Below are 23,231 nucleotides of genomic sequence, written 5' to 3' on the forward strand. Positions count from 1 at the left end.
TTATTCTGTTACTTATTCAAATCAGCTGAAGTATTACCAATGAAAATCGTAATTGATGAAAATATGCCGTATGCCAAAGAACTGTTTGGCAAGTTGGGTGAGGTTGTCGCCTTATCGGGACGCACAATCAGTGCTGACGACTTAGTGGACGTAGACGCGCTAATGATTCGCTCCGTCACTAAGGTCAATCAAGCATTGCTGGAAAAAGCCAATAAACTGAAATTTGTCGGCACCGCTACCGCAGGATATGACCACCTTGATCAGCAAGCCTTACAAAACAAAGGTGTGGCGTACACACATGCACCGGGTTGTAACAAGGTTGGCGTGGCGGAATACGTGATTTCATCGTTAATGGTACTGGCTCAGCAACAAGGCTTCTCAATTTTTGATAAAACCGTGGGTATTATCGGTGCTGGGCAGGTAGGCAGTTATCTGGCGAAATGTCTGCAAGGCATTGGCATTAAAGTGTTAATTAATGACCCGTTAAAAGAAGCAGAAGGCGACCCACGTCAATTTATACCAGTGAATGAACTGCTTGAGCGCAGTGATGTGATTTCTCTGCACACGCCAATTACGCGAGACGGTGAATACCCAACCCATCACTTAATTGATAGCAAGCGTTTACAGGCAATGCGACCTGAGCAGATTTTAATTAATGCCGCTCGCGGCCCTGTAGTGGATAACCAAGCCCTAAAACAGCGTTTACAACTAAACGATGGTTTTACCGCGGTATTAGACGTGTTTGAATTTGAGCCAGAAGTGGACTTAGAGTTATTGCCACTGCTTGCGTTTGCTACTCCGCATGTTGCAGGCTACGGTTTAGAAGGTAAAGCGCGCGGCACAACCATGATCTTTAATTCATTTTGCCAGCACATTAACAGCCCGTTAGCAGTGGGCGCCGATGAGTTATTGCCGACCGCTCCCGTGCCAAAAATGCATTTATCACGCCAGTGGGACGAAGCAACACTGCACAACCTCACACAATTGATTTATGATGTGCGCAAAGACGATGCACTGTTTCGCCGCGAAATCGGTAAAACAGGGGCATTTGATAAGATGCGTAAAGAGTATTGGGACCGCCGTGAGTATGGTGCGGTGACGCTCACAGGCGATGCGTCTTGTAATTTGCAACCCTTGCAAGAGCTAGGATTTAAGGTAGAGGTAGGTCAATGAGTCAACAATTTAATGTCGCCATTTTAGGCGCAACAGGCGCTGTCGGTGAAACACTTTTAGACGTTCTAAAAGAAAGAGAGTTTCCGATTGGCGAACTGCATCTACTGGCCAGTGAACGCAGTAAGGGTAAAACTTACCGCTTTGATGGCAAAAGTATTGAAGTACAAGACGTGGCTGAGTTCGATTGGTCTCAAGTGCACATTGCGCTATTTTCAGCAGGCAGTGAATTGTCTGAAAAATGGGCGCCTATTGCCGCAGACGAAGGCGTAGTGGTTATCGACAATACTTCACAGTTCCGTTATGACTACGATGTGCCGCTCGTGGTACCTGAAGTCAACCCTGAAGCCATTGCCGAGTTTCGTAACCGCAACATCATTGCAAACCCAAACTGTTCTACCATTCAAATGCTAGTGGCATTGAAGCCTATCCATGATGAAGTGGGTATTGAGCGCATTAACGTATCGACTTACCAGTCAGTGGCGGGTGCGGGTAAAGCAGGCATTGATGAGCTTGCAGGCCAAACGGCGAAGCTATTAAACGGTCGACCTGTAGAAGCGGAAGCGTTCTCACAGCAAATTGCGTTTAACTGTATTCCACAAATTGATACCTTTATGGACAACGGTTACACCAAAGAAGAGATGAAGATGGTTTGGGAAACCCAGAAAATCTTTAACGACCCTTCTATCATGGTGAACCCAACGTGTGTTCGTGTGCCTGTATTCTATGGTCATGCTGAAGCAGTACACCTAGAAACGCGTGCCCCGATTGATGCAGAGCAAGCGGTACAGTTACTTGAGCAAACCGATGGCATTGAAGTGTTCCACGGTCAAGATTTCCCAACTCAAGTTCGTGACGCCGGCGGTAAAGATCATGTCATGGTAGGACGTATCCGTAATGATATTAGCCATCACAGCGGCCTAAACATGTGGGTTGTCGCGGATAACGTGCGTAAAGGCGCCGCGACTAACGCAGTGCAAATTGCAGAACTATTGATTCGTGACTACTTTTAAACAATAAAGCACTTAATTGCGATTCATTGTTTGAAGAAAAAGCCATTGGTGAGTTGACTTGCCGATGGCTTTTTTATTTTTGGTAACTCAAGAACCACTACTTGACCCGTAATCCAATTTTAGGCACATTTTTGAGGTAAATAATCACTCGATAGTTGTCTTTTGCGCAAAACTTTAGCAAATTAATACTATTCACCGCTTAAGGGAAATCTAGTTGCGAACTCAAATGGAATTGTATCGTCGTACTCTTATTATCATCGCGTGTTTGTGCTTCTCTATCGTGTCGCATGCCGAAGAAATTCGTCTTGTTGGGCCCTCTGGGCAAGTGCAAGCTGTCCCCACTTATGTGGTTCCTGATTTACTCGATGGGACAGCGCTGAATCGCGATCAAAATAAATTATCCAGTCAACGTACTTATGGTCCTACCGCCATCAATGAAACCTTGTGGTCAATCGGTCAAACCGTAAGAAGCAGTGAAAAGCAATCCGTATACAAAGTGATACTGGCTATCTACAAAAATAACTTAGTGGACTTTGAAGATAGAAATATCCATTTGCTTAAGCCGGGCAGTATCATCACTCTTCCTAGCGACGCTGACATTGACAAGCAAAGTGTTGCAGAAGCCGTACGTTTATTGAAGATTCATGCACAAAAGCCAAGCTATTTGGCGAAAGTAGCGCAAGATAACGCGCCAACGCAAATTCATGTTCAGGATTTAGGTGCTCGCCAGATCCAACAAAAGCAAATCGAGTTTCTTCAGCAGCAGTTGCAATCTTCTCAACAAGAGTTCAGCTCATTGCGACAAAATAATCAGGATCTTCTGACAGCGCTAGGCTCTATTCGCACCGATGTTGTACAACTAAAAGGGCAGTTGGATTTAGAAACTCAACGACGTGCGAACGCTGAGCATATTTTAAAGACGCAAAGTGGTACTAACACTCAGCCTAGTACAACAGCAGGCTCTCATCTATTAACCAATGTATGGGTAATAGTGGCATTGTCAGCAGCTGTGACGGCGTTGATCATGTTATTAATCATCAAGATGACGTTGTCCGTCAGACCTGTTCCTCAAATTGGCAACGATCCTACTGAGCCTAAAGCGCTCAATCCCGCTCCCACCGTGAAAGGCGATAATGATCCTGAAATAGAAAATGTGGAACTGAGTGAGACACTCACTTCCACAGAGCAACCGCAGGAAGTAAGTATCGAAACGCCTTATCAAGTAGAGATACCGCAAAGTACGGTGAATCCCCTAGATAAAGAGTTTGAACAAGAGCTGGACAAAATACTGGCGGTAAAAGAGGCTGACTCTGAGGTTTCTGAGTCGTCGCGTGATGACGCATCACTATCGTCACAGGAAGAGGACACCGATGAGCCGCAACCTCATTTGCAAGAGGTTGTGAATGTGGTGGACTTGCCAGAATATGGCGAACGAGAAGCCTTAGCGGATGCTAAAAAAGAAGCATTAGCTTTATTAGCAGAAGACGATATTGATGTCAGCGATATTGCGGATAACACACAGGAAAATGAATCGACTTCCTCGCTTAATGCTGAAGCGCAAACGGTGGCTGCCAGTGACGAGCTTGCAAACCATGAGGCCGACAGTGAGGAAGAGAGTGCTGAACCAGCGTCCACGCCGTATAAGTCCATTGACGAGGTTATTGCTGAGGCGGATGCCGAGCCTATCACCAATGTGGATGATGAAGAGCTTGATCTGCGAGTGGGGCTAGAAGAGTTTCCGGACGTGATTGGTAAAGTTGAGCTTAAAGACGTCGATGTTGAAGGGGAGTTGTCCAGTCAAATTGACTTGGCATCTGTGTATATACAGATGAATGATATGACCCACGCCAGTAAGCTATTGCGTGATGTGATTAAAAAGGGCAACGATCATCAACAGCAACGTGCGCAAAAGCTGCTAGATTCAATTCATTCTTAATAAGAAATTGAGACCCTTAAAGGCTTCGTTTATACTGCCGAGCCTAATTTCTAACTGGATTATTTCTGATGAGAATCGCACTTGGCATCGAATACGATGGTGCAAAATACTATGGCTGGCAAAGACAAAACGATTTTGACTCTGTTCAGGGGCGTTTAGAGAAAGCACTATCGATAGTAGCGAATCATCCAGTAGAGGTTCAATGCGCAGGCCGCACTGATGCTGGTGTACACGGTACGGGGCAGGTGGTGCATTTTGATACCACGGCGTCTCGCAAAATGCTGGCGTGGCAAATGGGTGTGAATGCCAATATGCCCAGTGACATCGCCGTACGTTGGGCAACCGAAGTTTCTGATGAGTTTCATGCCCGCTTTAGCGCAACCGCCAGACGTTATCGCTACATTATTTACAACCATTCGTTACGCCCTGCTATCTTAGCCAAAGGCGTCAGCCATTATCACGGCGACCTTGATGTTGAGAAAATGCATCAAGCAGCGCAATCTCTGCTAGGTGAGAACGACTTTAGTTCATTTAGAGCGGCTCACTGTCAATCACTGAGCCCATTTCGTAATATGATGCACATAGAAGTCACGCGTCATAGTCAATATATAGTGGTGGATATTAAGGCAAATGCTTTTGTGCATCACATGGTTCGCAATATTGTTGGCAGCTTGCTGGTGGTGGGACGTGGTGAGCAACCTGTCGAGTGGATAGGCTGGTTATTGGCACAAAAAAATCGTTCATTAGCGGGCGCAACGGCAAAAGCGCATGGGCTGTATTTAGTCAGAGTGGATTATCCTGATGAATTCGCTATACCAGAGTTTCCTATGGGACCCTTGTTTTTACCTGAATAAATGTGATGAAAGGCTAAATTAGCCTCAATTTTGCGTCATTTTATTGTCATAATTAAGTATTAAGGGATAGGTACAACCAGTTTTTTATCTACACTTGAGTAGATCTATGGTTTAATCCTTGCAAATTATCAACCTCTTGCCTTTGGGGCGAGAGCTTAATGAAAAAGGTCTTTCATGAGTTGGCTTGAGAAGATTTTCAATAAAAGCAGTATTTCACCGTCTCGCAAGGCGAATGTTCCAGAAGGTGTATGGACGAAATGTACCTCTTGTGAACAAGTTTTGTACCAAGCTGAGCTACAGCGTAATCTAGAAGTATGTCCTAAATGTGATCATCACATGCGTATTTCTGCTCGCATGCGCCTTGACAGCTTTTTAGATGCAGACGGCCGTGAAGAACTAGGCGCCGAATTAGAGCCTAAAGATAAATTAAAATTTAAAGATACCAAACGTTACAAAGATCGTATTACGGCTTATCAAAAGAGCAGTGGCGAAAAAGACGCCTTGATTGCGATGAAAGGAACGTTAAACGACATGCCTATCGTGGCGTGTGCGATGGAATTTAAGTTCATGGGCGGATCTATGGGTTCGGTTGTGGGTGCACGTTTTGTTCGTGCGGTAGATGCTGCCATCGAAAACAACTGTGGCATGGTGTGTTTCTCTGCCAGTGGTGGTGCGCGCATGCAAGAGGCGTTAATGTCTTTGATGCAAATGGCTAAAACCAGTGCTGCACTAGAGCGCCTTTCTAAGAAAGGTCTACCGTTTATCTCAGTAATGACCGATCCGACTATGGGTGGCGTTTCAGCAAGTTTTGCTATGTTAGGTGACATCAATATTGGTGAACCTCGCGCGGTTATCGGTTTTGCGGGTCGTCGCGTTATCGAACAAACGGTTCGTGAAGACTTACCTGAAGGCTTCCAAACCAGTGAGTTCTTACTTGAGCATGGTGCAATCGATATGATTGTTGACCGTCGCGAAATGCGTCAGTGTGTCGGAAACTTAGTGGCAAAAATGACTAATTATCCAACACCGGTTGCGACTTCTGGGCACAAAGGCTCAAAAGAGGCTCAATACGAAGTACCCGTAGCGCCAGAAAAATAGTACAGTACTCATTATCTACAGTTTTAGCGTTTAATAGATTGATGAGTTCATATATCCCACAAGCCACATCATCCCTTAAGGTGTGGCTTGATTATTTACAGTCCATTCATACCAGTGCTATCGATCTTGGTCTTGATCGCATTTCTCAAGTTGCTCAAAAAGCGACTCCAAGCTTAACTAAGCCAGCGCCCAAAGTGATCACCGTTGCCGGTACTAATGGCAAGGGCTCTACTTGCGCCATAATGGAAGCCATATTGCTCGATGCGGGTTACAGCGTCGGCGTTTATAGCTCACCTCATTTAATTCGTTATAACGAACGTGTGCGTATTAACGGGCAAGAGTTGGATGATGAGCAGCATGTCTCGGCCTTTTGCGCTATCGAAGCTCTGCGCGGCGAGATTAGCTTAAGTTTCTTTGAGTACGCGACATTAGCGGCTTTGCATTTGTTCCAAGAGCAAAAAGTGGATGTAGTACTGCTTGAAGTGGGGTTAGGCGGACGCTTAGATGCCACCAACATCGTTGATCACGACGTCAGTGTGATCACCAGTTTAGCCATTGATCATGTGGATTGGCTCGGCGATGACATTAATGTGATTGGCTATGAAAAGGCGGGCATTTTCCGTGCAGGTAAACCCGCGATTTGTGGTCAACCCGATGCGCCGATGACCGTTGCGGCTCACGCTGATGATATTGGCGCAAAACTATACCAAGTGGGTTATCAGTATTCGTACCAAGAGCAAGGTGCGCAGTGGGATTGGCAGTCAGGCAGTTTTGACGTGAAAGACTTACCCAAACCAAACCTGCCGTTAGCAAACGCTGCAACCGCATTGATGGCTCTAGGTGTATCCGAGTTAGACCTGACTGACGTCAATATCGTGAATGGATTGAAAAACGCCCAACTGGCAGGAAGAATGCAGTTTTTGTCACAACAGCCAACCGTGATTTTGGATGTGGCGCATAATCCACATTCTGCGCAGTATCTGGTTGCTCAATTACAGCAACGTTACCCACAAAAGAAAATTCGCGCTGTGATTGGTATGTTGCATGATAAAGACGTGGCATCGACGCTAGATGTATTATCGGGTTGTACTGAGCATTGGTATCCTGCATCTCTTGAGGGCCCACGCGCCGCATCGGCACAAGAGTTATGTCAATACCTTGCTCAAGGCACCCAAGCTTATGATAACCCTGTCGCGGCCTTTGAACAGGCCCTGAGCGATGCTGACAAAGACGACATTGTCGTTGTTATGGGTTCATTTTTTACCGTAGGGGCCGTGTTAGAGCACTGGCAAACAAGGAGAAACAATGGCGAGTAAATTTCAAAGTCGCTTAGTCGGAACCATAGTATTGGTTGCTGTAGGGGTAATTGTACTTCCTGATATATTGGACGGTGAAAAATCGCACTATCAAGAAGAAACGGTCGCCATTCCTATCAAGCCTCAGCTTGAATCAGAAGTCGAATCATTTGCAGTGCTTGATCCTGTCGAAGAAGACGTATCTTTACCACCAGAGCCTGTAGAGGAAGTGATTCCTGAGCACAATGCGAAGCATAAAGCTGAGCCGGTGAAGCACGAAGCCAAAGCCACTCACTCGCATGCGACGGCGCCCAAACACGAAGTGAAGCATACCACCACACACAAAAAAGAAGTGGTGAAAGTGAAAGAAGCTAAAGTCGTGGAGCGCAATCATTATCAAGACAGTGCTTGGATTATTCAGCTTGTCTCACTAAGAAATGCTGAAAACGCTGAGAAGATGGCAAAAGATCTGCAAAAAAGCGGTTATCGAGCCAGTGTGGTGAAAGCGAATAACTTTTATCGCGTGATTGTAGGGCCAGATGTTTCTCGTTCAAAACTGGAAGCGGAACTGCCGAAACTAAATAAACTGCTTGGCGCAAATGGTCAGATTCAGACATTTAAGCCACTAAAACCATAAAGAAAACGTTTGCGTCGCGCATTTTTCTGTTAGAATGCGCGCCAGCATGAGGAAGTAAAGCTCATGAATTGGATAGATTTTACTATTTTAGGTGTGATCGGCTTATCTGCGCTGATCAGCTTGGTACGAGGTTTTGTTAAGGAAGCCCTGTCTTTAGTGATTTGGTTTGGCGCCTTTTTTATTGCCAGCCAATATTACACAAAACTCGCGGTGTACTTTACAAACATCCAAGACAATATGATTCGAAATGGAGCTGCGGTAGCCGCTTTGTTTGTTGCAACATTGGTTGTTGGTGCTGTAATCAATTACACCATCGCTCAATTAGTGCAAAAGACCGGTTTGTCAGGAACAGATCGCGTGCTTGGAGTTGTATTTGGTACTTTACGTGGCGTACTTATCGTCGCTGCCGTACTGTTCTTTATGGATGCATTCACCAGTCTTTCAAATGCCGACTGGTGGCGCCAATCGCAGTTGATCCCAGAGTTTAGTCGTCTGATCGCACCGTTTTTCGAACATCTTAAAGAAACGTCAAGCTTTTTATCCGGCGTGGGTAAAGCTTAAACCAATACTGAGGGTTTAGACATGTGTGGTATTGTTGGAATTGTAGGCACAACTCCTGTTAATCAATCGATTTATGATGCGCTTACGGTTTTGCAGCATCGTGGCCAAGATGCAGCGGGTATTGTTACCATAAATAGCAATCGTTTTCGTCTACGTAAAGCGAACGGCTTGGTTAAGGATGTGTTTGAAGTAAAACACATGCAACGCTTACAAGGTAACGTGGGAATTGGGCATGTTCGCTACCCAACCGCAGGAAGCTCAAGTGCTTCAGAAGCTCAACCTTTCTACGTAAACTCACCTTTTGGTATTACGCTCGCGCACAACGGTAACCTTACCAACGCTGCCGAAGTGCGTCAGAACCTATTTGAGAAAGACCGTCGTCATGTAAACACCACTTCTGATTCAGAAGTACTATTGAATGTATTGGCTCATAACATCGATATGACCAAAACCTTTAATATTACTGAGAAAGACGTGTTTGATGCGGTAGAGCGTGTACATCAAACCATTCGTGGTGCGTACGCGGTTACGGCAATGATCATTGGTCACGGCATGGTGGCTTTCCGCGATCCAAACGGCATTCGTCCTCTTTGTTTAGGCAAACGTGAAGTTGAAGGCGCTACTGAATACATGGTAGCTTCTGAGTCTGTAGCACTCGATGCGGTAGGCTTTGACTTCATGCGTGATGTGGCCCCTGGTGAAGCGGTTTACATTACCTTTGATGGTCAGCTGTACACACAGCAATGTGCGCACAACCCTCAATTGAATCCATGTATCTTTGAATTCGTTTACTTTGCTCGTCCAGATTCATTTATCGACAAGATTTCTGTATACAGTGCTCGCGTTGAAATGGGTAACAAATTGGGTGAGAAAATCAAACGTGAATGGAGTGATTTGGATATCGATGTGGTTATCCCAATCCCTGAAACATCGTGTGATATCGCACTGCAAATTGCGCAAATCATTGATAAGCCATACCGCCAAGGTTTTGTGAAAAACCGTTATGTTGGCCGTACCTTTATCATGCCAGGTCAGCAACAACGTAAGAAATCAGTACGTCGTAAGCTCAATGCTATCCGCTCTGAGTTTAAAGGCAAAAACGTATTACTTGTTGATGACTCTATTGTTCGCGGTACAACGTCTGAGCAAATCATCGAAATGGCGCGTGATTCTGGTGCAAACAAGGTTTACATCGTATCAGCGGCTCCTGAGGTTCGTTTCCCGAACGTATATGGCATCGACATGCCAAGTGCTAACGAATTAATTGCGCACGGACGTGAAGTAGACGAAATCTCGGCACTGATCGGCGCTGATGGCCTGATGTTCCAATCCATTGAAGATTTAGTCTCAGCGGTTGGTCTAGGTAACCCTGATATCAATACCTTTGAAACATCGGTATTTAGCGGTCAATATGTGACTGGTGATGTGGATCAGAAGTATCTGGATTTCCTAGATTCACTTCGTTCAGATGATGCCAAACTTGAGCAAAACATTGCCCAAGATCTTGCTAACTTGGAAATGTATAACGAAGGCGCTTAAGCTCTTTCGCTTTCTAATTCTAAGTATTCGCAAACAGAATCATAAACCAGTGGCTTAGGCTGCTGGTTTTTTTATGTTTGATAGAATGACTGATAACAAAAAGGCTCAGCAATTGTGCATTGCTGAGCCTTTTTATATCAGTGGTGATTCAATATCAGCTGCGATGGAGATGGAACTTCATCGCGGACAATTAATTGAAGTAATCTCTGATGTAATCGATGAACAAACGTGTTTTCTCAGGGATATGGTCTTTATGGTTGTAGAGCATAAAGATATCACGAGGGTTAGCTGTCCACTCTGGAAGCACTTGTACAAGGCCGCCATTTTCGATGTGATGGTCAACCATAACATCAGGCACTAGGGCAATACCTACGCCACAAGAACAAGCGTGTCGTACTACGTTAAGATCGGAAGCTTCTAACTTACCTTTCTCTTTATTCACTACCGTTTCACCGTGAACGTTCACCAGAGACCAATGAGTCAAAGGCAAGCCTTTTAGCAAAGAGTGACCGGAAAGATCTTCGGCGTGTTGTAAAGAAGCGGTGTTCGATTTTAGGTAGTCAGGGCTAGCCACTAAAATATCTTTTACTTCTGTCAGCTTTCTTGCGATTAGGTTTGAATCGCGCTGTGGACCAACTCGGAAAATCATGTCCCATTCTGTAGGGTCAAGCTCATCCGCTCTGTTGGTCATGTTAAGGTCTATTTGAATATCAGGGTAAGTGGTCATGAACCCTTCAATAAGAGGCATTAACATACGCTTAGTTAAGTTCGCTGGAGAAGACACGCGTAAACGACCTGCGGCTCCTCTGCACTCTTCACCAAGCTCTACAGCAGAACTAGAGAGTTGTTTGAGTAATGGACCACATTGCTCATAAAAGCGTTGTCCTGCTTCTGTTAGCGTCAATTTGCGAGCGTGTCTATTCAACAGTCGTAAGTCGATAGCATCTTCTAATGCTTGTATGCGTCTAGTGATAGTTGCAACCGGAATTCGAGTTGCGCGTGACGTAGCTGTATAGCTTCCATGCTCCACGACTTGGCGGAACAGATTGAGGTCATCAAGTTTCATTGTGTCTTTCATGATCTAGATATGCACTCACTTATATGAGGGGGTAAACCCTATGGGCCAGGTGATTAAGTGTTTATTATCAATCAGTTTACACAATTTGTCGTTAAAATAAGTCATTTATCTTTGTTATTATTTCAACAGACATCTAATGTTATAGCTAAATAGGTAGACTTAAAGAGCTTAAAGTGCACGTACAAAGCATCGTAGTGGAACCGCAAATGATTGAAAAACAAGCCGGAGATGTACTAATCCTAGATGACGACGTCGTTTTTAGGAAGTTAGTCAGTTCGTTATTAAAGGCAAAAAATTATCGTACCTTTGAAGCAGATAATGGGCTAGTTGGCCTACAACATCTCGCAAAACAAGTTCCAGATCTAGTGATTTGTGACATAGAAATGCCTGTACTAGACGGAATTGAGTTTGTCGAAGAGGTCAGTCACCAATATCCTTCTTTGCCAATGATTGTGATTTCCGGCACCGACAAAATATCAGTTGTCGCAAAGGCCCTCAAGTTTGGAATCAAAGATTTCGTTACTAAACCGATTGTAAATCCAAGCCATTTACTCAAAACCGTTGAAAGCACCTTGTTGGAAGCGAAGGATTCTGTCAATGCTGGGCGGGATTTTACTAGCCAATGGTTTCAGTTAAATCAGCAAGGGGAGTTGCCAGAAGATCAGGAACTTCATTGGCATTTAGAGTATTTGCACAACCATCCGCACATCTCTCGAGAATTGCTACAAGCATTAGCGCCAGAGAACAAAACCGAACAGGGCGTATGGCAGTGTCACTTCCAAGTGTTACAAAGCCTAGAGAGTATGCCATTGGTGTTCGATTATGCGTGGAGCATGAACGGGCAGTTTTTATTTTATGTATTGGACTCTGATTCGAGTGAGCAATACGGGGTATCAACCACCTTGCTGATTAGAGCATTGTTTAATGATTATATTCGTAGCCAAGAAGGGCAAGTATTTCATGTGCACGATCTGTTAGAAACCTTAAACAAGGGAATTCGTTGCGCAGAGTATGGTGAGCCGATCAATGCCATTATTGGATTGGCTAATTTCCCGAACCAAGAGTTGCAAGTATTAAATGTGGGATTGAATGGCGTGTGGAGTACTCCGGACTCAAAAGGGGCGCTGAGTTCCTTGTCTTCTTCTATTCGCTTAGGTGAAGAGGGCGATTTTGCTCCGCATCATCTTGCATTGTCACGAACAGGACGCAATGCATTTAGGTTAAGTGGTTTATCGCACGCGAACTGCCAAATTGTCATTGAAGGAAAAGAGTCTTAGGATCCGCTTCTTTTTTTTAGCCAGTTCAGATACTCTTCCGAGCAGTATTATAGTAAACATGGATATGGCTTGGTGGACAGTGCAAGCTCCTCTGTAAAAAGAGTATTTTTAGTCGGTATTGGGGTTGTCAGTTTAATATTGGGGATTCTAGGAATAGTATTGCCTCTTTTGCCTACAACGCCGTTCGTATTGCTATCTAGCGCGTGCTTTATGCGCGCGTCACCTCGTTTGAACCGTCGCTTGATGGAACACCCCACTTTTGGCCCTATCATTGACAATTGGCAGCGCAATAGAAGCATGAAACCTTCCATCAAACGAAAAGCCTATATCATGATGTTGGTCAGCTTTTCAATTTCGATTTATTTTGCCCCCATTGTATGGGTTAAAGGTATGTTGCTTGTGTTGATGATTGGATTATTCGTTATGATAAGACGATTACCTGAAGGCCCAGAGCTATCAAGGGATGAAAACTTGAGTTAGACCAAAGAGTCACTTGCTCAAAATTGATAAACTCACTAATATGACATCCACTTATATCAATCTGGCAGGACCATGATTAACCTTGCACGAGATTGATATCAATTAACCCAATCTTATAGTAAATCTCAATTCGCACACGCCTATTAATCCGTGACAGTTTGACGGAGTCTGCCGATATGATTTGGCGACTGTCGTGACTCGAACAAGGCGTGAATGTAGAGAGACTGAATAGTTGGGCACTGAGACAAACAGTAAGAATAATTATGAATAATGAAAAACAAGCTCTGATTCAAGCCAGTATTAAAAGCATCGTTGACTACCCAAAGCCAGGTATCTTGTTCCGTGATGTGACCAGCTTAATGGAAGACGCAGCCGCCTACAAAGCGACGATTGAAATGTTCATTGAACGTTACCAAGGCATGGGCTTTACTAAAGTAGTCGGTACTGAAGCTCGCGGCTTTTTGTTTGGCGCCCCTTTGGCTCTAGAATTAGGTATTGGTTTTGTCCCAGTGCGTAAGCCGGGTAAATTACCAAGAAAAACGATTTCTCAATCTTATGAACTAGAATACGGCACTGACGTATTAGAAATTCATACTGATGCGATTGTAGAAGGCGACAAAGTACTAGTAGTAGACGATTTACTTGCAACTGGCGGCACGATTGAAGCGACCACAAAACTGATTCGTCAGCTTGGTGGTGTGGTTGAGCATGCGGCTTTTGTGATTAACCTGCCAGAAATTGGTGGTGGTGAGCGCATTGAAAAGCTGGGCATTGAAGTCTTTAGCCTATGTGAATTTGACGGACACTAATTGACAAGCCCTATCAGGATAATTAATGAGTTATTTAGCGTTAGCGCGTAAGTGGCGACCTAAGCAATTTAATGAAGTTGTTGGACAAGAGCACGTTTTAACCGCGTTAGGTAATGCACTTGATCAAAATCGACTCCATCATGCTTATTTATTAAGTGGTACTCGTGGTGTAGGTAAAACGACGATAGGTCGATTGCTTGCCAAAGGACTGAACTGCGAAACGGGCATTACGTCAACCCCTTGTGGTCAATGTCAAAGCTGTATTGAAATCGATCAAGGTCGTTTTGTCGACCTGTTGGAAATTGATGCAGCCTCTCGCACGAAAGTTGAGGATACTCGCGACCTGCTAGACAATGTGCAATACAAACCGGCTCGGGGACGCTTTAAAGTGTACCTGATCGATGAAGTGCACATGTTATCTAAGCACAGTTTTAATGCGCTTCTAAAAACGCTTGAAGAACCGCCTGAATATGTGAAGTTCTTATTAGCGACCACAGATCCTCAAAAACTGCCCGTCACTATTTTATCTCGCTGTCTTCAATTTCATTTGAAACCAATCAGTGTTGAAAATATTCAACAGCAATTGGATCATGTTCTGGAGCAAGAGGGCGTTGCCCGTGAAGAGCGTGCTCTTGGTATGTTGGCACATGCAGCTGATGGTAGTATGCGTGATGCACTGAGTTTGTCAGACCAAGCAATTGCCTTGGGCAATGGTGCGGTGGTTACTGAGCAAGTCTCTAGAATGCTGGGCACTCTTGATAGTGAGCAAGCGCTATACCTTATTGAAGCTATTATCAAACGCCAAGCTTCTACGAGTTTAGATGCGTTAGAACAATTGGCGAATAATGGCGTGGACTGGGATGGGCTATTACAAAAGCTTGCTATGCAATTGCATCGCATTGCTATGTATCAAGCTTTGCCTGCAACGCTGGATGTGACGCACTTAGACGCAGAGAGAGTGCAGCACCTTGCCGCAGAAATTCCCCCACAAGACGTGCAGCTGTATTACCAAATTGCTTTGAAGGGACGCAAAGAGTTATCCATTGCGCCAACAGAGCGAGCGGGTGCAGAAATGACTCTGTTGCGAATGCTTGCGTTTGCTCCGCAAGGAAAACCCGCGGCCAATACTATTTCTACACAAAGCCAAGCCTTGGCAACGCCATTGCAGTCACTGCCTATCGTGGATGTGGCTCCAGCGGCGGAAAGACCTTCTCCGCTGCAACAGGCTAAAAAAGTGGTTGAGCAAGCGCCTAGCGTAAGCAGCGCGCCAAGTCCGTCTGTTGAGCGTGCTCATATATCACGCGCTGATGCGCCAAGCCCTAATATGATGCGCGATACCCCAAATGTGCCCGTTAGCCCGCAGGCTCAGCCGTCACAGGGTAATTCGCCAATGGCTGACGCACCTTCTGCGACTCCTGAAGGGCCGAAACACTCATTAGTTGGACTACGCCATCAACTTCGCTCTAAACGTCAAAGCAAATCATCAATACAAGGTGATAGCAATGTAAAAAAGGGTGAAGCAACACCGACAGGCAAAAAGGAAAGTGTTTTACAGCGCGTGACACAGCAGCACCCGCCTAAAGCACCGTCCCAGTCAGTGTTGCAGCAACAAGTGGATACCAGTAATCAGCCGTATCAATGGCAAGCATCAGAAACCTTTCAGCCCGAGGAAAAAAAGCCGAGCTTAACGCCGGCTTTATTGAAAAAAGCCTTAGAGCATGAAAAAACACCCGAAATGGTGGATAAGTTACTTAACGAGTCTGTAGAAAAAGACAGTTGGAGCGCACTGATTGCCAAATTGAACACTGCAAAACTGGTCGAACAGTTGGCCTTAAATTCTCATTATGAAGAAAATGACAGTGGCATAGTGCTGCATTTAAGAGCAAGTCAAAAACACCTTGATAGTGAAAAGTCACGCCACGAACTCGCCTCAGCACTTTCTGCTGTGACAGGGCAACAGCGTGCTATTCACGTTCAGATTGACGAGCAAGGTCAAACACCACTTGAACTGCGTGAAATTTTGTATCAAGCCAAGCTCGAAAAGGCGTTTGAAAGTTTAGAAAATGACGAGCACATCAAATTTATTGAAGCCCGCTTTTCAGCTGAGCTTGATAGAGAGAGTGTTCGCCCAATTTAGGGTTGAAATGGGGTAGAATAGCCCCCACTTTTAATAGTAATTATCAATACCGATATCAAAGAGAGATTCAGAATGTTTGGAAAAGGCGGTATGGGCAACCTAATGAAGCAAGCCCAGCAAATGCAAGATCGTATGGCGAAACTTCAAGAAGAAATCGCACAAATGGAAGTGACTGGCGAATCAGGCGCAGGTCTTGTAAAAGTAACCATTACAGGCAGCCACAACGTACGTCGTGTCGACATTGATGAAAGCTTGATGGAAGACGACAAAGAGATGCTTGAAGACTTGATTGCAGCAGCATTTAACGATGCAGCACGTCGTGTTGAAGAGACTCAAAAAGAAAAAATGGCGGGTGTGACTGGCGGTATGCAACTACCACCAGGCATGAAAATGCCGTTCTAACGTAGAATTTAATTCAATGCGTACCAGTAATATGCTGGAACAATTGATGGAGGCCTTACGTTGTCTACCTGGGGTAGGTCCCAAGTCGGCGCAACGTATGGCCTTTCATTTATTGCAAAGAGACAGAAGTGGTGGTATGAAGTTGGCTGATGCACTCAGTCAGGCGATGACCGAAGTGGGTCACTGCACCGAATGTCGAACGTTTACTGAAAATGATGTTTGTCATATATGTAGCAATCCTAAAAGACAGCAAACCGGACAAATATGTGTGGTAGAAAGTCCTGCGGATATAGCGGCAGTTGAGGCAACAGGTCAGTATTCAGGACTGTATTTTGTGCTGATGGGGCATCTTTCACCGCTTGACGGTATTGGGCCTAGTGATATTGGTTTAGATAAACTGGATTTTAAGCTTCAAGAAGGCGAAATCAAAGAAGTGATTCTAGCCACTAACCCAACTGTTGAGGGTGAGGCCACGGCGCAATATATCGCCGAGCTTTGTCATATTCATCAAGTGGGCGCATCGCGTATCGCGCATGGTGTCCCCGTTGGTGGAGAGCTAGATTTGGTGGATGGCACTACGCTTTCGCATTCTCTTTTAGGGCGACATAAGCTGTAAAAGCAAACCAATAAAAAGGCCGTTTAGTGAAGACTAAACGGCCTTTTTTGTTTCTATGTGACTGGAATAATTATTCTTTTCCAGCTACAGCTTTATATACGATTGCGCCAATGATGCCACCGATAATAGGAGCAACCCAAAATAGCCATAGTTGGCTAAGTGCGTAATCACCGACATAAACGGCCACCGCTGTACTACGTGCAGGGTTAACCGAAGTGTTAGTCACTGGAATACTGATAAGGTGAATTAAGGTTAGGCAAAGACCAATAGCAAGAGGTGCTAAGCCTGCGGGTGCACGTTTATCTGTTGCGCCCATAATGACAAATAAGAATACCGCCGTTAATACAATCTCAGTAACCAACGCCGCCAGCATACTATAGCCGTGTGGAGAGTGTTCTCCGTAGCCGTTGGTTGCAAAGCCACCGATATCCGCGCCTGCTTTGCCGGTTGCAATGATGTACAAAACGCCACCTGCGATGATACCGCCAATCACTTGAGCCACGATGTAAGGAATCACGTCTTTCGTATCATGACGTCCACCAACCCAAAGTCCTACCGTTACCGCAGGGTTGAGGTGACAGCCTGAAATATGACCGATAGCAAAAGCCATAGTGACCACAGTTAGACCAAATGCAAGTGCAACACCCAGATATCCGATACCTAAATCTGGAATACCCGCCGCTAAGACAGCACTACCACAACCGCCTAACACTAACCAAAATGTGCCAATTAGCTCAGCCATGTACTTATTCATAAAATGTCCTTGAATATGTTTGAATCCTGAAAGTAAAAATATACGCTATTTGCCATATTAGCAAAGTTTGTATGGATATTTATTCAGTGGGTAATGTATTCAAGTTCTGTAAGGATCTCAATAGCTTGTTTGCTGTCTTCACCGCAAACCCATTTTGCAGCCTTGAAATCATGGCAAACATTTGGGCGTTCTTTTTTGCCAAAGAGTTTGCATAAATTATCGTCAGTGAGTTGTTTACAACGTTCACCCGCTTTTTTACCGTGTGGGTGTAGTGGGAAACTACTAGAGATACTCGGTGCAATACAGCACGCCCCACAATACAGTCGACATTCCATACAATTCGGTCTCAAAAATTCAAAGAGTGGATTATCAACATATTTGTTAGGATTGAAAGAAGTTTTCCTCAAACCGTGCAAACTATACTTGTAAGTCCCTGATTATCTCTTTTGCTTGTATTTTAGGCGTCAAATAGGTATAAAACGCCTCCCAGCTCTCAACGGAAAAACGAATCATGACCGCTCCATTTTGGCAAACAAAAACACTAGAACAAATGACAGAACAAGAGTGGGAAGCGCTTTGTGATGGCTGTGGTAAGTGTTGTCTGCATAAATTAATGGATGAGGACAGCGATGAAGTGTATTACACCAATGTTGCGTGCAGTTTGCTTAATAGCAAAACTTGTGGCTGTAAGGATTACCCAAACCGCTTTGCATCTGGCGAAGAGTGCTTAAAGCTCACCCGCGATAAAATCCATGAGTTCCACTGGTTACCAGACACTTGCGCCTACCGCTTATTTTCCGAAGGCAAACCGCTGCCATCATGGCATCCACTAATCACTGGCTCAAAATCGGCCATGCACGCCGCTGGTGAAAGCGTGCGTAATAAAGTGGTGTATGAGATTGATGTTGTGGACTGGGAAGACCACGTGTTGAATCATCCAAATAGAAATTAAGTCCCGACTGCTAATAAATAGGTTTATTTATTAGGTGCTTGCGTGTGTGGTGTTTGGCCTAATAAGTTATCACTTATTTATAACTGCACCGAGTTTTAGCATTGCGGCGACATTGCGTGCGCTACTCGTAATGTTTACTTCTGCTTCTGACAGCGCGCTATCTAGGCTTTGCGGTGCGCGAACGCTGGCAAATAGACCATTAAAGTGTGTATACAACGGGTCGAGCTCTTTTCCCAAAGAACCTGCAATGGCAATCACAGGGATGCCTTTTTGGTTAGCCCGCAGTGCGACTCCAAATGGCGTTTTACCTTGCAGTGTTTGAGTGTCCATTCTCCCTTCACCGGTGATCATTAAAGAGGCGTCTTGCATGATGTGATCGGCATTGAGCTCGTCTAGGATCATATCAATCCCTGGTTTTATCGTAATATCAAACAGCAAAGACAGTCCAAGCGGCGTGCCACCGGCTGCACCAAAGCCGGGTGTGTGGCGATGATCAGTACCGAGTATTGGTATAGAGAGCTGGGCAAAGTGATGAATAGCCGCATCTAATGCATTAATCATTTCAGAAGAGGCACCTTTTTGTCGTCCAAAGACGTGGCTGGCACCCCTTTGACCAGTGAGCGGGTTGGAGACATCACAGGCTACGATAAATTCGACTTCTGAACAGCGAGGGTGCTGTTGTGATAAATCAATCTTGGCTAAATGAGTTAAGGCACTTGCGCCGACTTGCAGCTCAGTACCAGTATGGCTGAGTAGTTTTCCTCCCAGCGCCTGAACGATACCAGCCCCTGCATCATTGGTAGCACTGCCACCTAATCCGAGTAAGATTTTTGTGACGCCTTGATCAAGTGCAGTCCGAATTAGCTCTCCAGTACCGTAACTGCTGGTTATGTTGGGGTTTCTGTCTTCTGGTGCTAAAAGGGCTAGCCCTGATGCGGCTGCGATTTCGATAAGAGCGGTTTTATCGTTGTCGAGTAAAGCCCAGTTTGCCCACACTTTTTTGCCAATAGGATCGCTGACTTCGGTTCTCATCAGCCGAGCTTTTCGGCCTTGAGTCAGCGCTTCAACCGTCCCTTCGCCTCCATCAGCTAAGGGTAAGTGGTGATACTCGGCGTCAGGAAATACCACTTTAAACCCGCGTTCAATGCACTCACAGACCGCTTTGGCTGACAGCGACTCTTTAAATGAATCTGGGGCAATCACAATCTTCATTTTTCATCCCTAAAAATGGCATGTAGCAATCAATCATCTATTCCTTAACAGAAGACAAAGTTTAGATCGCAAACTTGTCTTCTGTTAAGCGTCATTTTAAATCTAATAGTTCCATACCGTGCCATCAGTTAGGCGCGTAACAGGGTGATAACCTTTATTGAATGAGTATTTCACTACTTCTTTTTCATCAAAATCGACCCCTAAGCCTGGGGCATCGGATATATGGAAATGCCCATTTTTCACAAAGTGATCCGATGGGAATAATTGGTCACATTCGGATGTACCTAAAACTAAATACTCTTGAATACCAAAGTTAGGTGCCCATGCGTTAATATGCCCTTGTGCAGCCATTGAAATCGGTGAGTGACTTGGGGCGCCGTGGAAGCCAGTCTTAACATTAAAATGAGCGGCAAAATCGACTAATTTACGCGTTGGAGTGATTCCGCCAGCATAGGTACAGGAGACACGAATAAAATCGATCATCTGATTTTGAATTAGCTGGTGGCAGTCATAGATAGAGTTAAAAACCTCGCCAATTGCGATCGGGACGGTTGAATGCTGACGCAACAGTTTTAATGCATCTTGGTCTTCTGCTGGTGTTGGATCTTCAAGCCAATACAGGTTGAACTGTTCCATTTCTTTACCAAACTGCGCTGCTTCACGTGGCGTTAAACGATGGTGAACGTCGTGCAAAATATCGATATCTTCACCAAAGGTCACTCGCAATTCTTCTAGCATCTTAGGTAAGTAACGTAGGTATTTCTTGCTATCCCAAACCTCTTCTTTAGGAACATTGCCGTTGAATGAAGTGATGTAGTTTTTGACGTCTTTGTTTTGATTGATAGCGTAGCCTGAACCGGGCATATCAGGGATACCACATTGAACTCGTACAGCTTCATAGCCTTGTTCAAGATAGCCTCTTATAGAGTCTTTTAGATGTTCAATATCGACACCTGAAGCGTGAGCGTAGATCTTGGATGCATCACGACTTTTCCCTCCAAGCAATTGGTAAACAGGCATGTTTGCTGCTTTACCTTTAATATCCCACAATGCTTGGTCAATCGCGCCAAAGGCCGCCATAGCCACAGGTCCACGACGGAAGTAGGCGCCTTTATAGAAGTATTGCCAAATGTCTTCGATCTTTTGTGGATCTTTACCGATTAAACAAGGAATTAAGTATTCTTTTAGATAAGCAGCAGGAAGAAGCTCGCGATTGTTTAAGGTGGCATCTCCCACACCATACAGACCTTCATCGGTCATGATTTTTAGGGTAACGTAGTTTTTACCTGGGCCACCGACAAAAACTTCTGCATGGGTTATTTTCATAGTGTTTGATACCTATTGTGCGTTTAGAAAGTGGATAGCGTTGTGCTTATATTGTGTAATGTCACTCAGGTGGATTATTGGTCAAATAATCAACTCTATCAGCTGACTCATATTTCTTCGTTACACATTATTTTTTAACTGGACTGTGAGCATATTCTTGTCGCTCATCGTCGTAACTGCTCTCTAAAATGACAAATAATTACAACATTAACAGTGATGATGGTCACAGAGGTTACTGGATTTAAAAAGAAGATCGGTAATCTGATAGGGATAAAACATAATAACTACGAGTTTATAGAAATAAGATTTTACATTTGTAATAATTAGTTATAGCGAGAGTATCGAATACGCATTTTATGACTAGAGATTTCAATATGCAGTACCAGTCCAACGGGAAGGATAGAAGTAGCAAACCAAGTCTGAGTTTGATGAGCGCTGCAACCTATGAAAAAATTCTAAGTTCAATTATCGATGGTGTTTATGAAGTAAATAGTAAGCTGCCGTCTGAAGCTGAACTGTGTGAGTTCTATCAAGTGTCCCGTCCTGTGGTGAGAGCTGCGCTTAGTCAGTTGCGAGAAGATAATTTGGTGATTTCAAGGCGAGGGTCCGGGACATTTATCAAAAATAAACCTAAACGACAGGTTCTTGATTTTGACGGTGTGAGTTCGTTGGCTGATATTCAGCGCTGTTTTGAATTTAGGACTGAAGTGGAAGGGGGAGCGGCTTACTTAGCCGCAGATAGACGCACCGACATTCAACTAAGAAACATAAAGAACGCGCTTGAACAACTTAAGGTTGCAGCGAGTTCAGGCCATTTAGCAACAGATCAAGATTATGATTTTCATATGGCGATATCAGAAGCTTCCAATAATAAGTTTTATGTCACAGTGATGGAATCATTGCACAACAGTGTGAAGCAAGGGATGGACATTACTCGGTCGTTGTCGTTAAGCGCGAGTGTCGAACGTTCCAAGCGAGTGTTACTTGAACATGAACTCATTTATCAAGCAATTGCTGAGAAAGACCCTGATAGGGCAAAGCGTCATATTCAACGTCACCTCAATAATGCGAAGAAACGAATGTTTGATGGAGAATAGTTTATATTTACTCTTTACACGCAGCGTTATTTTGCAACTTTGGATGCTTGGCACCGCTGTCTTCTAAACTTTGATGCTGATGTGCGGTGATGATTTGTTGAGGTATCGGCAGTACCAGTAAACGATACTCAGGATGTTGGCTCATACCTAATGACTCTTCTAGAGAGGACACTGGGGTAATGAGCGCTATTTTAAGCTTAGGCACTCGTTTATGCAGTGAGTAGGCAATACCCATCCCATTCTCTACATGAAATCTTCCCGCAATATGCAGTATTTGTTGATGGGGGGAGTGGGCGTGATGCAGGGCAATACTTTCGGCCATCGTTTCATCCCATGCCACCTGCGCAGCATACAGCTTTTCAATGCGATCTTCAGCAACGCCTTGCATGACTTGTTTGAAATTGTCCTTATACGGTCTATCGCTGATATCCAATTCTTTGGCGATAAAAGCACGTTGCTCTGTCTCTAGACTATCGAGATAACTCGGGCCAATTTGTCCGATACAACGTACTAGCTTTCTAGGGGCATTGGCGGCAATGACAGGCATACCGGCAGATTTGGCTTGTTCGATAAGTGCACGGTAGTCACTGCTGTAGTTAGGCCAAGCGTTGGCATGAGCAATAAACGACAGCTCACCAATATTCCCTTTAAGGTATTCATCGACCGTTTTTTGCGCAGGACGACTGAATTGCTCCATAGACAGTGCGACCTGTGTATTGTGCATAAGCAATTGTTGATAGAGCTCGGCTTGAAATCGGTGCACAGCTGAGTGACTGTGCCACTCACCAACAAGGATGACATCCGCGTTTATGATAGTGCTGGGTAATGAAGTGATTGGTTTTTGCGGTGTTCGCTTTGAGGCGTCAGCATAAAGCTGATAATCATAAAACGTGGTAATTGAGTGAGGGGGGTGATCAGTAAAAGAGTAGGCGATTGATATCGGTAAAAAGGAGAGCAGAAGGACACTTAAAATTTGCATGTGCATTTC

The 23,231-nt window shown here is 44.6% G+C and carries 23 protein-coding genes; 17 read left to right on the top strand and 6 right to left on the bottom strand.

What is annotated here, in order from left to right; translation table 11 throughout:
• The first annotated feature begins 39 nt into the window (after positions 1-39).
• From VEZ01S_RS03570 to purF, 9 genes are all read left to right on the top strand, one after another.
• Positions 40-1,173: a 4-phosphoerythronate dehydrogenase gene (locus tag VEZ01S_RS03570; protein ID WP_021712637.1), complete on the top strand. Its 1,134-nt coding sequence runs from the start codon at positions 40-42 to the stop codon at positions 1,171-1,173.
• Entirely contained in the window at positions 1,170-2,183 is a 1,014-nt protein-coding gene (locus VEZ01S_RS03575; RefSeq protein ID WP_021712638.1) for an aspartate-semialdehyde dehydrogenase, read from the top strand. Before VEZ01S_RS03570 ends, VEZ01S_RS03575 begins: the two co-directional genes overlap by 4 nt.
• A 226-nt stretch (positions 2,184-2,409) precedes the next feature.
• Positions 2,410-4,119: a FimV/HubP family polar landmark protein gene (locus tag VEZ01S_RS03580; RefSeq protein WP_040890036.1), complete on the top strand. Its 1,710-nt coding sequence runs from the start codon at positions 2,410-2,412 to the stop codon at positions 4,117-4,119.
• A gap of 68 nt (positions 4,120-4,187) precedes the next feature.
• Positions 4,188-4,973: a tRNA pseudouridine(38-40) synthase TruA gene (gene truA / locus VEZ01S_RS03585; protein ID WP_021712640.1), complete on the top strand. Its 786-nt coding sequence runs from the start codon at positions 4,188-4,190 to the stop codon at positions 4,971-4,973.
• A gap of 174 nt (positions 4,974-5,147) precedes the next feature.
• Entirely contained in the window at positions 5,148-6,071 is a 924-nt protein-coding gene (gene accD, locus VEZ01S_RS03590) for an acetyl-CoA carboxylase, carboxyltransferase subunit beta (protein WP_021712641.1), read from the top strand.
• A gap of 41 nt (positions 6,072-6,112) precedes the next feature.
• Positions 6,113-7,387 carry a bifunctional tetrahydrofolate synthase/dihydrofolate synthase gene (gene folC / locus VEZ01S_RS03595; protein ID WP_021712642.1) on the top strand — a complete coding sequence of 425 codons (1,275 nt, stop codon included), beginning with the start codon at positions 6,113-6,115 and terminating at the stop codon, positions 7,385-7,387.
• Positions 7,377-8,003 carry an SPOR domain-containing protein gene (locus tag VEZ01S_RS03600; protein WP_021712643.1) on the top strand — a complete coding sequence of 209 codons (627 nt, stop codon included), beginning with the start codon at positions 7,377-7,379 and terminating at the stop codon, positions 8,001-8,003. The genes folC and VEZ01S_RS03600 overlap by 11 nt, the downstream gene beginning before the upstream one ends.
• 63 nt (positions 8,004-8,066) lie before the next feature.
• Positions 8,067-8,564, top strand: coding sequence for a CvpA family protein (locus VEZ01S_RS03605; RefSeq protein ID WP_021712644.1), 498 nt, complete (start codon positions 8,067-8,069; stop codon positions 8,562-8,564).
• 21 nt (positions 8,565-8,585) lie between these two features.
• Positions 8,586-10,103 (top strand): amidophosphoribosyltransferase, encoded by a 1,518-nt coding sequence (gene purF, locus VEZ01S_RS03610; RefSeq protein WP_021712645.1) that lies wholly within the window; start codon positions 8,586-8,588, stop codon positions 10,101-10,103.
• 190 nt (positions 10,104-10,293) lie between these two features.
• Here the strand turns inward: purF and VEZ01S_RS03615 are convergent, their stop codons facing one another.
• Positions 10,294-11,169, bottom strand: a complete 876-nt coding sequence (locus VEZ01S_RS03615; RefSeq protein WP_040890039.1) for a LysR family transcriptional regulator — start codon at positions 11,167-11,169, stop codon at positions 10,294-10,296.
• Between the two features lie 185 nt (positions 11,170-11,354).
• Here VEZ01S_RS03615 and VEZ01S_RS03620 point away from each other — a divergent pair, with 185 nt between their 5' ends.
• The 6 genes from VEZ01S_RS03620 (at position 11,355) to recR (ending at position 16,902) form a co-directional block, all read left to right on the top strand.
• Positions 11,355-12,458 carry a response regulator gene (locus VEZ01S_RS03620; protein ID WP_021712647.1) on the top strand — a complete coding sequence of 368 codons (1,104 nt, stop codon included), beginning with the start codon at positions 11,355-11,357 and terminating at the stop codon, positions 12,456-12,458.
• A gap of 72 nt (positions 12,459-12,530) precedes the next feature.
• Positions 12,531-12,938, top strand: coding sequence for a YbaN family protein (locus tag VEZ01S_RS03625; protein WP_021712648.1), 408 nt, complete (start codon positions 12,531-12,533; stop codon positions 12,936-12,938).
• A 263-nt stretch (positions 12,939-13,201) separates the two neighbouring features.
• Positions 13,202-13,747, top strand: a complete 546-nt coding sequence (gene apt / locus VEZ01S_RS03630) for an adenine phosphoribosyltransferase (RefSeq protein ID WP_021712649.1) — start codon at positions 13,202-13,204, stop codon at positions 13,745-13,747.
• A 25-nt stretch (positions 13,748-13,772) separates the two neighbouring features.
• Complete coding sequence (dnaX, locus tag VEZ01S_RS03635) at positions 13,773-15,884, top strand: DNA polymerase III subunit gamma/tau (protein WP_021712650.1); 2,112 nt, start codon at positions 13,773-13,775, stop codon at positions 15,882-15,884.
• A gap of 72 nt (positions 15,885-15,956) precedes the next feature.
• Positions 15,957-16,286 (top strand): YbaB/EbfC family nucleoid-associated protein, encoded by a 330-nt coding sequence (locus tag VEZ01S_RS03640; RefSeq protein WP_021712651.1) that lies wholly within the window; start codon positions 15,957-15,959, stop codon positions 16,284-16,286.
• 16 nt (positions 16,287-16,302) lie between these two features.
• A complete protein-coding gene (gene recR, locus VEZ01S_RS03645; protein WP_021712652.1) occupies positions 16,303-16,902 on the top strand; it encodes a recombination mediator RecR in 600 nt (199 codons plus the stop codon).
• A 70-nt stretch (positions 16,903-16,972) separates the two neighbouring features.
• On the opposite strand, the gene aqpZ is transcribed toward recR, so the two are convergent.
• Positions 16,973-17,656 carry an aquaporin Z gene (gene aqpZ / locus VEZ01S_RS03650; protein ID WP_021712653.1) on the bottom strand — a complete coding sequence of 228 codons (684 nt, stop codon included), beginning with the start codon at positions 17,654-17,656 and terminating at the stop codon, positions 16,973-16,975.
• Positions 17,657-17,739: 83 nt separating this feature from the next.
• Entirely contained in the window at positions 17,740-17,991 is a 252-nt protein-coding gene (locus VEZ01S_RS03655; protein WP_021712654.1) for a hypothetical protein, read from the bottom strand.
• A 176-nt stretch (positions 17,992-18,167) separates the two neighbouring features.
• Between VEZ01S_RS03655 and VEZ01S_RS03660 the strand changes: the two genes are divergently transcribed.
• Entirely contained in the window at positions 18,168-18,608 is a 441-nt protein-coding gene (locus VEZ01S_RS03660) for a YcgN family cysteine cluster protein (RefSeq protein ID WP_021712655.1), read from the top strand.
• 69 nt (positions 18,609-18,677) lie between these two features.
• Here VEZ01S_RS03660 and VEZ01S_RS03665 read toward each other — a convergent pair whose 3' ends face one another.
• Both VEZ01S_RS03665 and manD read right to left on the bottom strand, forming a co-directional pair.
• Positions 18,678-19,820, bottom strand: coding sequence for a glycerate kinase (locus VEZ01S_RS03665; RefSeq protein ID WP_021712656.1), 1,143 nt, complete (start codon positions 19,818-19,820; stop codon positions 18,678-18,680).
• A 102-nt stretch (positions 19,821-19,922) separates the two neighbouring features.
• On the bottom strand, positions 19,923-21,146 hold the full coding sequence (gene manD / locus VEZ01S_RS03670; RefSeq protein WP_021712657.1) for a D-mannonate dehydratase ManD: 1,224 nt from the start codon (positions 21,144-21,146) through the stop codon (positions 19,923-19,925).
• Positions 21,147-21,520: 374 nt separating this feature from the next.
• Here manD and VEZ01S_RS03675 point away from each other — a divergent pair, with 374 nt between their 5' ends.
• A complete protein-coding gene (locus VEZ01S_RS03675; RefSeq protein ID WP_040890043.1) occupies positions 21,521-22,243 on the top strand; it encodes a FadR/GntR family transcriptional regulator in 723 nt (240 codons plus the stop codon).
• A 7-nt stretch (positions 22,244-22,250) separates the two neighbouring features.
• Here the strand turns inward: VEZ01S_RS03675 and VEZ01S_RS03680 are convergent, their stop codons facing one another.
• Positions 22,251-23,228: a ChaN family lipoprotein gene (locus VEZ01S_RS03680; protein WP_021712659.1), complete on the bottom strand. Its 978-nt coding sequence runs from the start codon at positions 23,226-23,228 to the stop codon at positions 22,251-22,253.
• Between the last annotated feature and the right edge of the window lie 3 nt (positions 23,229-23,231).

The sequence above is a fragment of the Vibrio ezurae NBRC 102218 genome, from assembly GCF_000467185.1.
Classification (GTDB): Bacteria; Pseudomonadota; Gammaproteobacteria; order Enterobacterales; family Vibrionaceae; genus Vibrio; species Vibrio ezurae.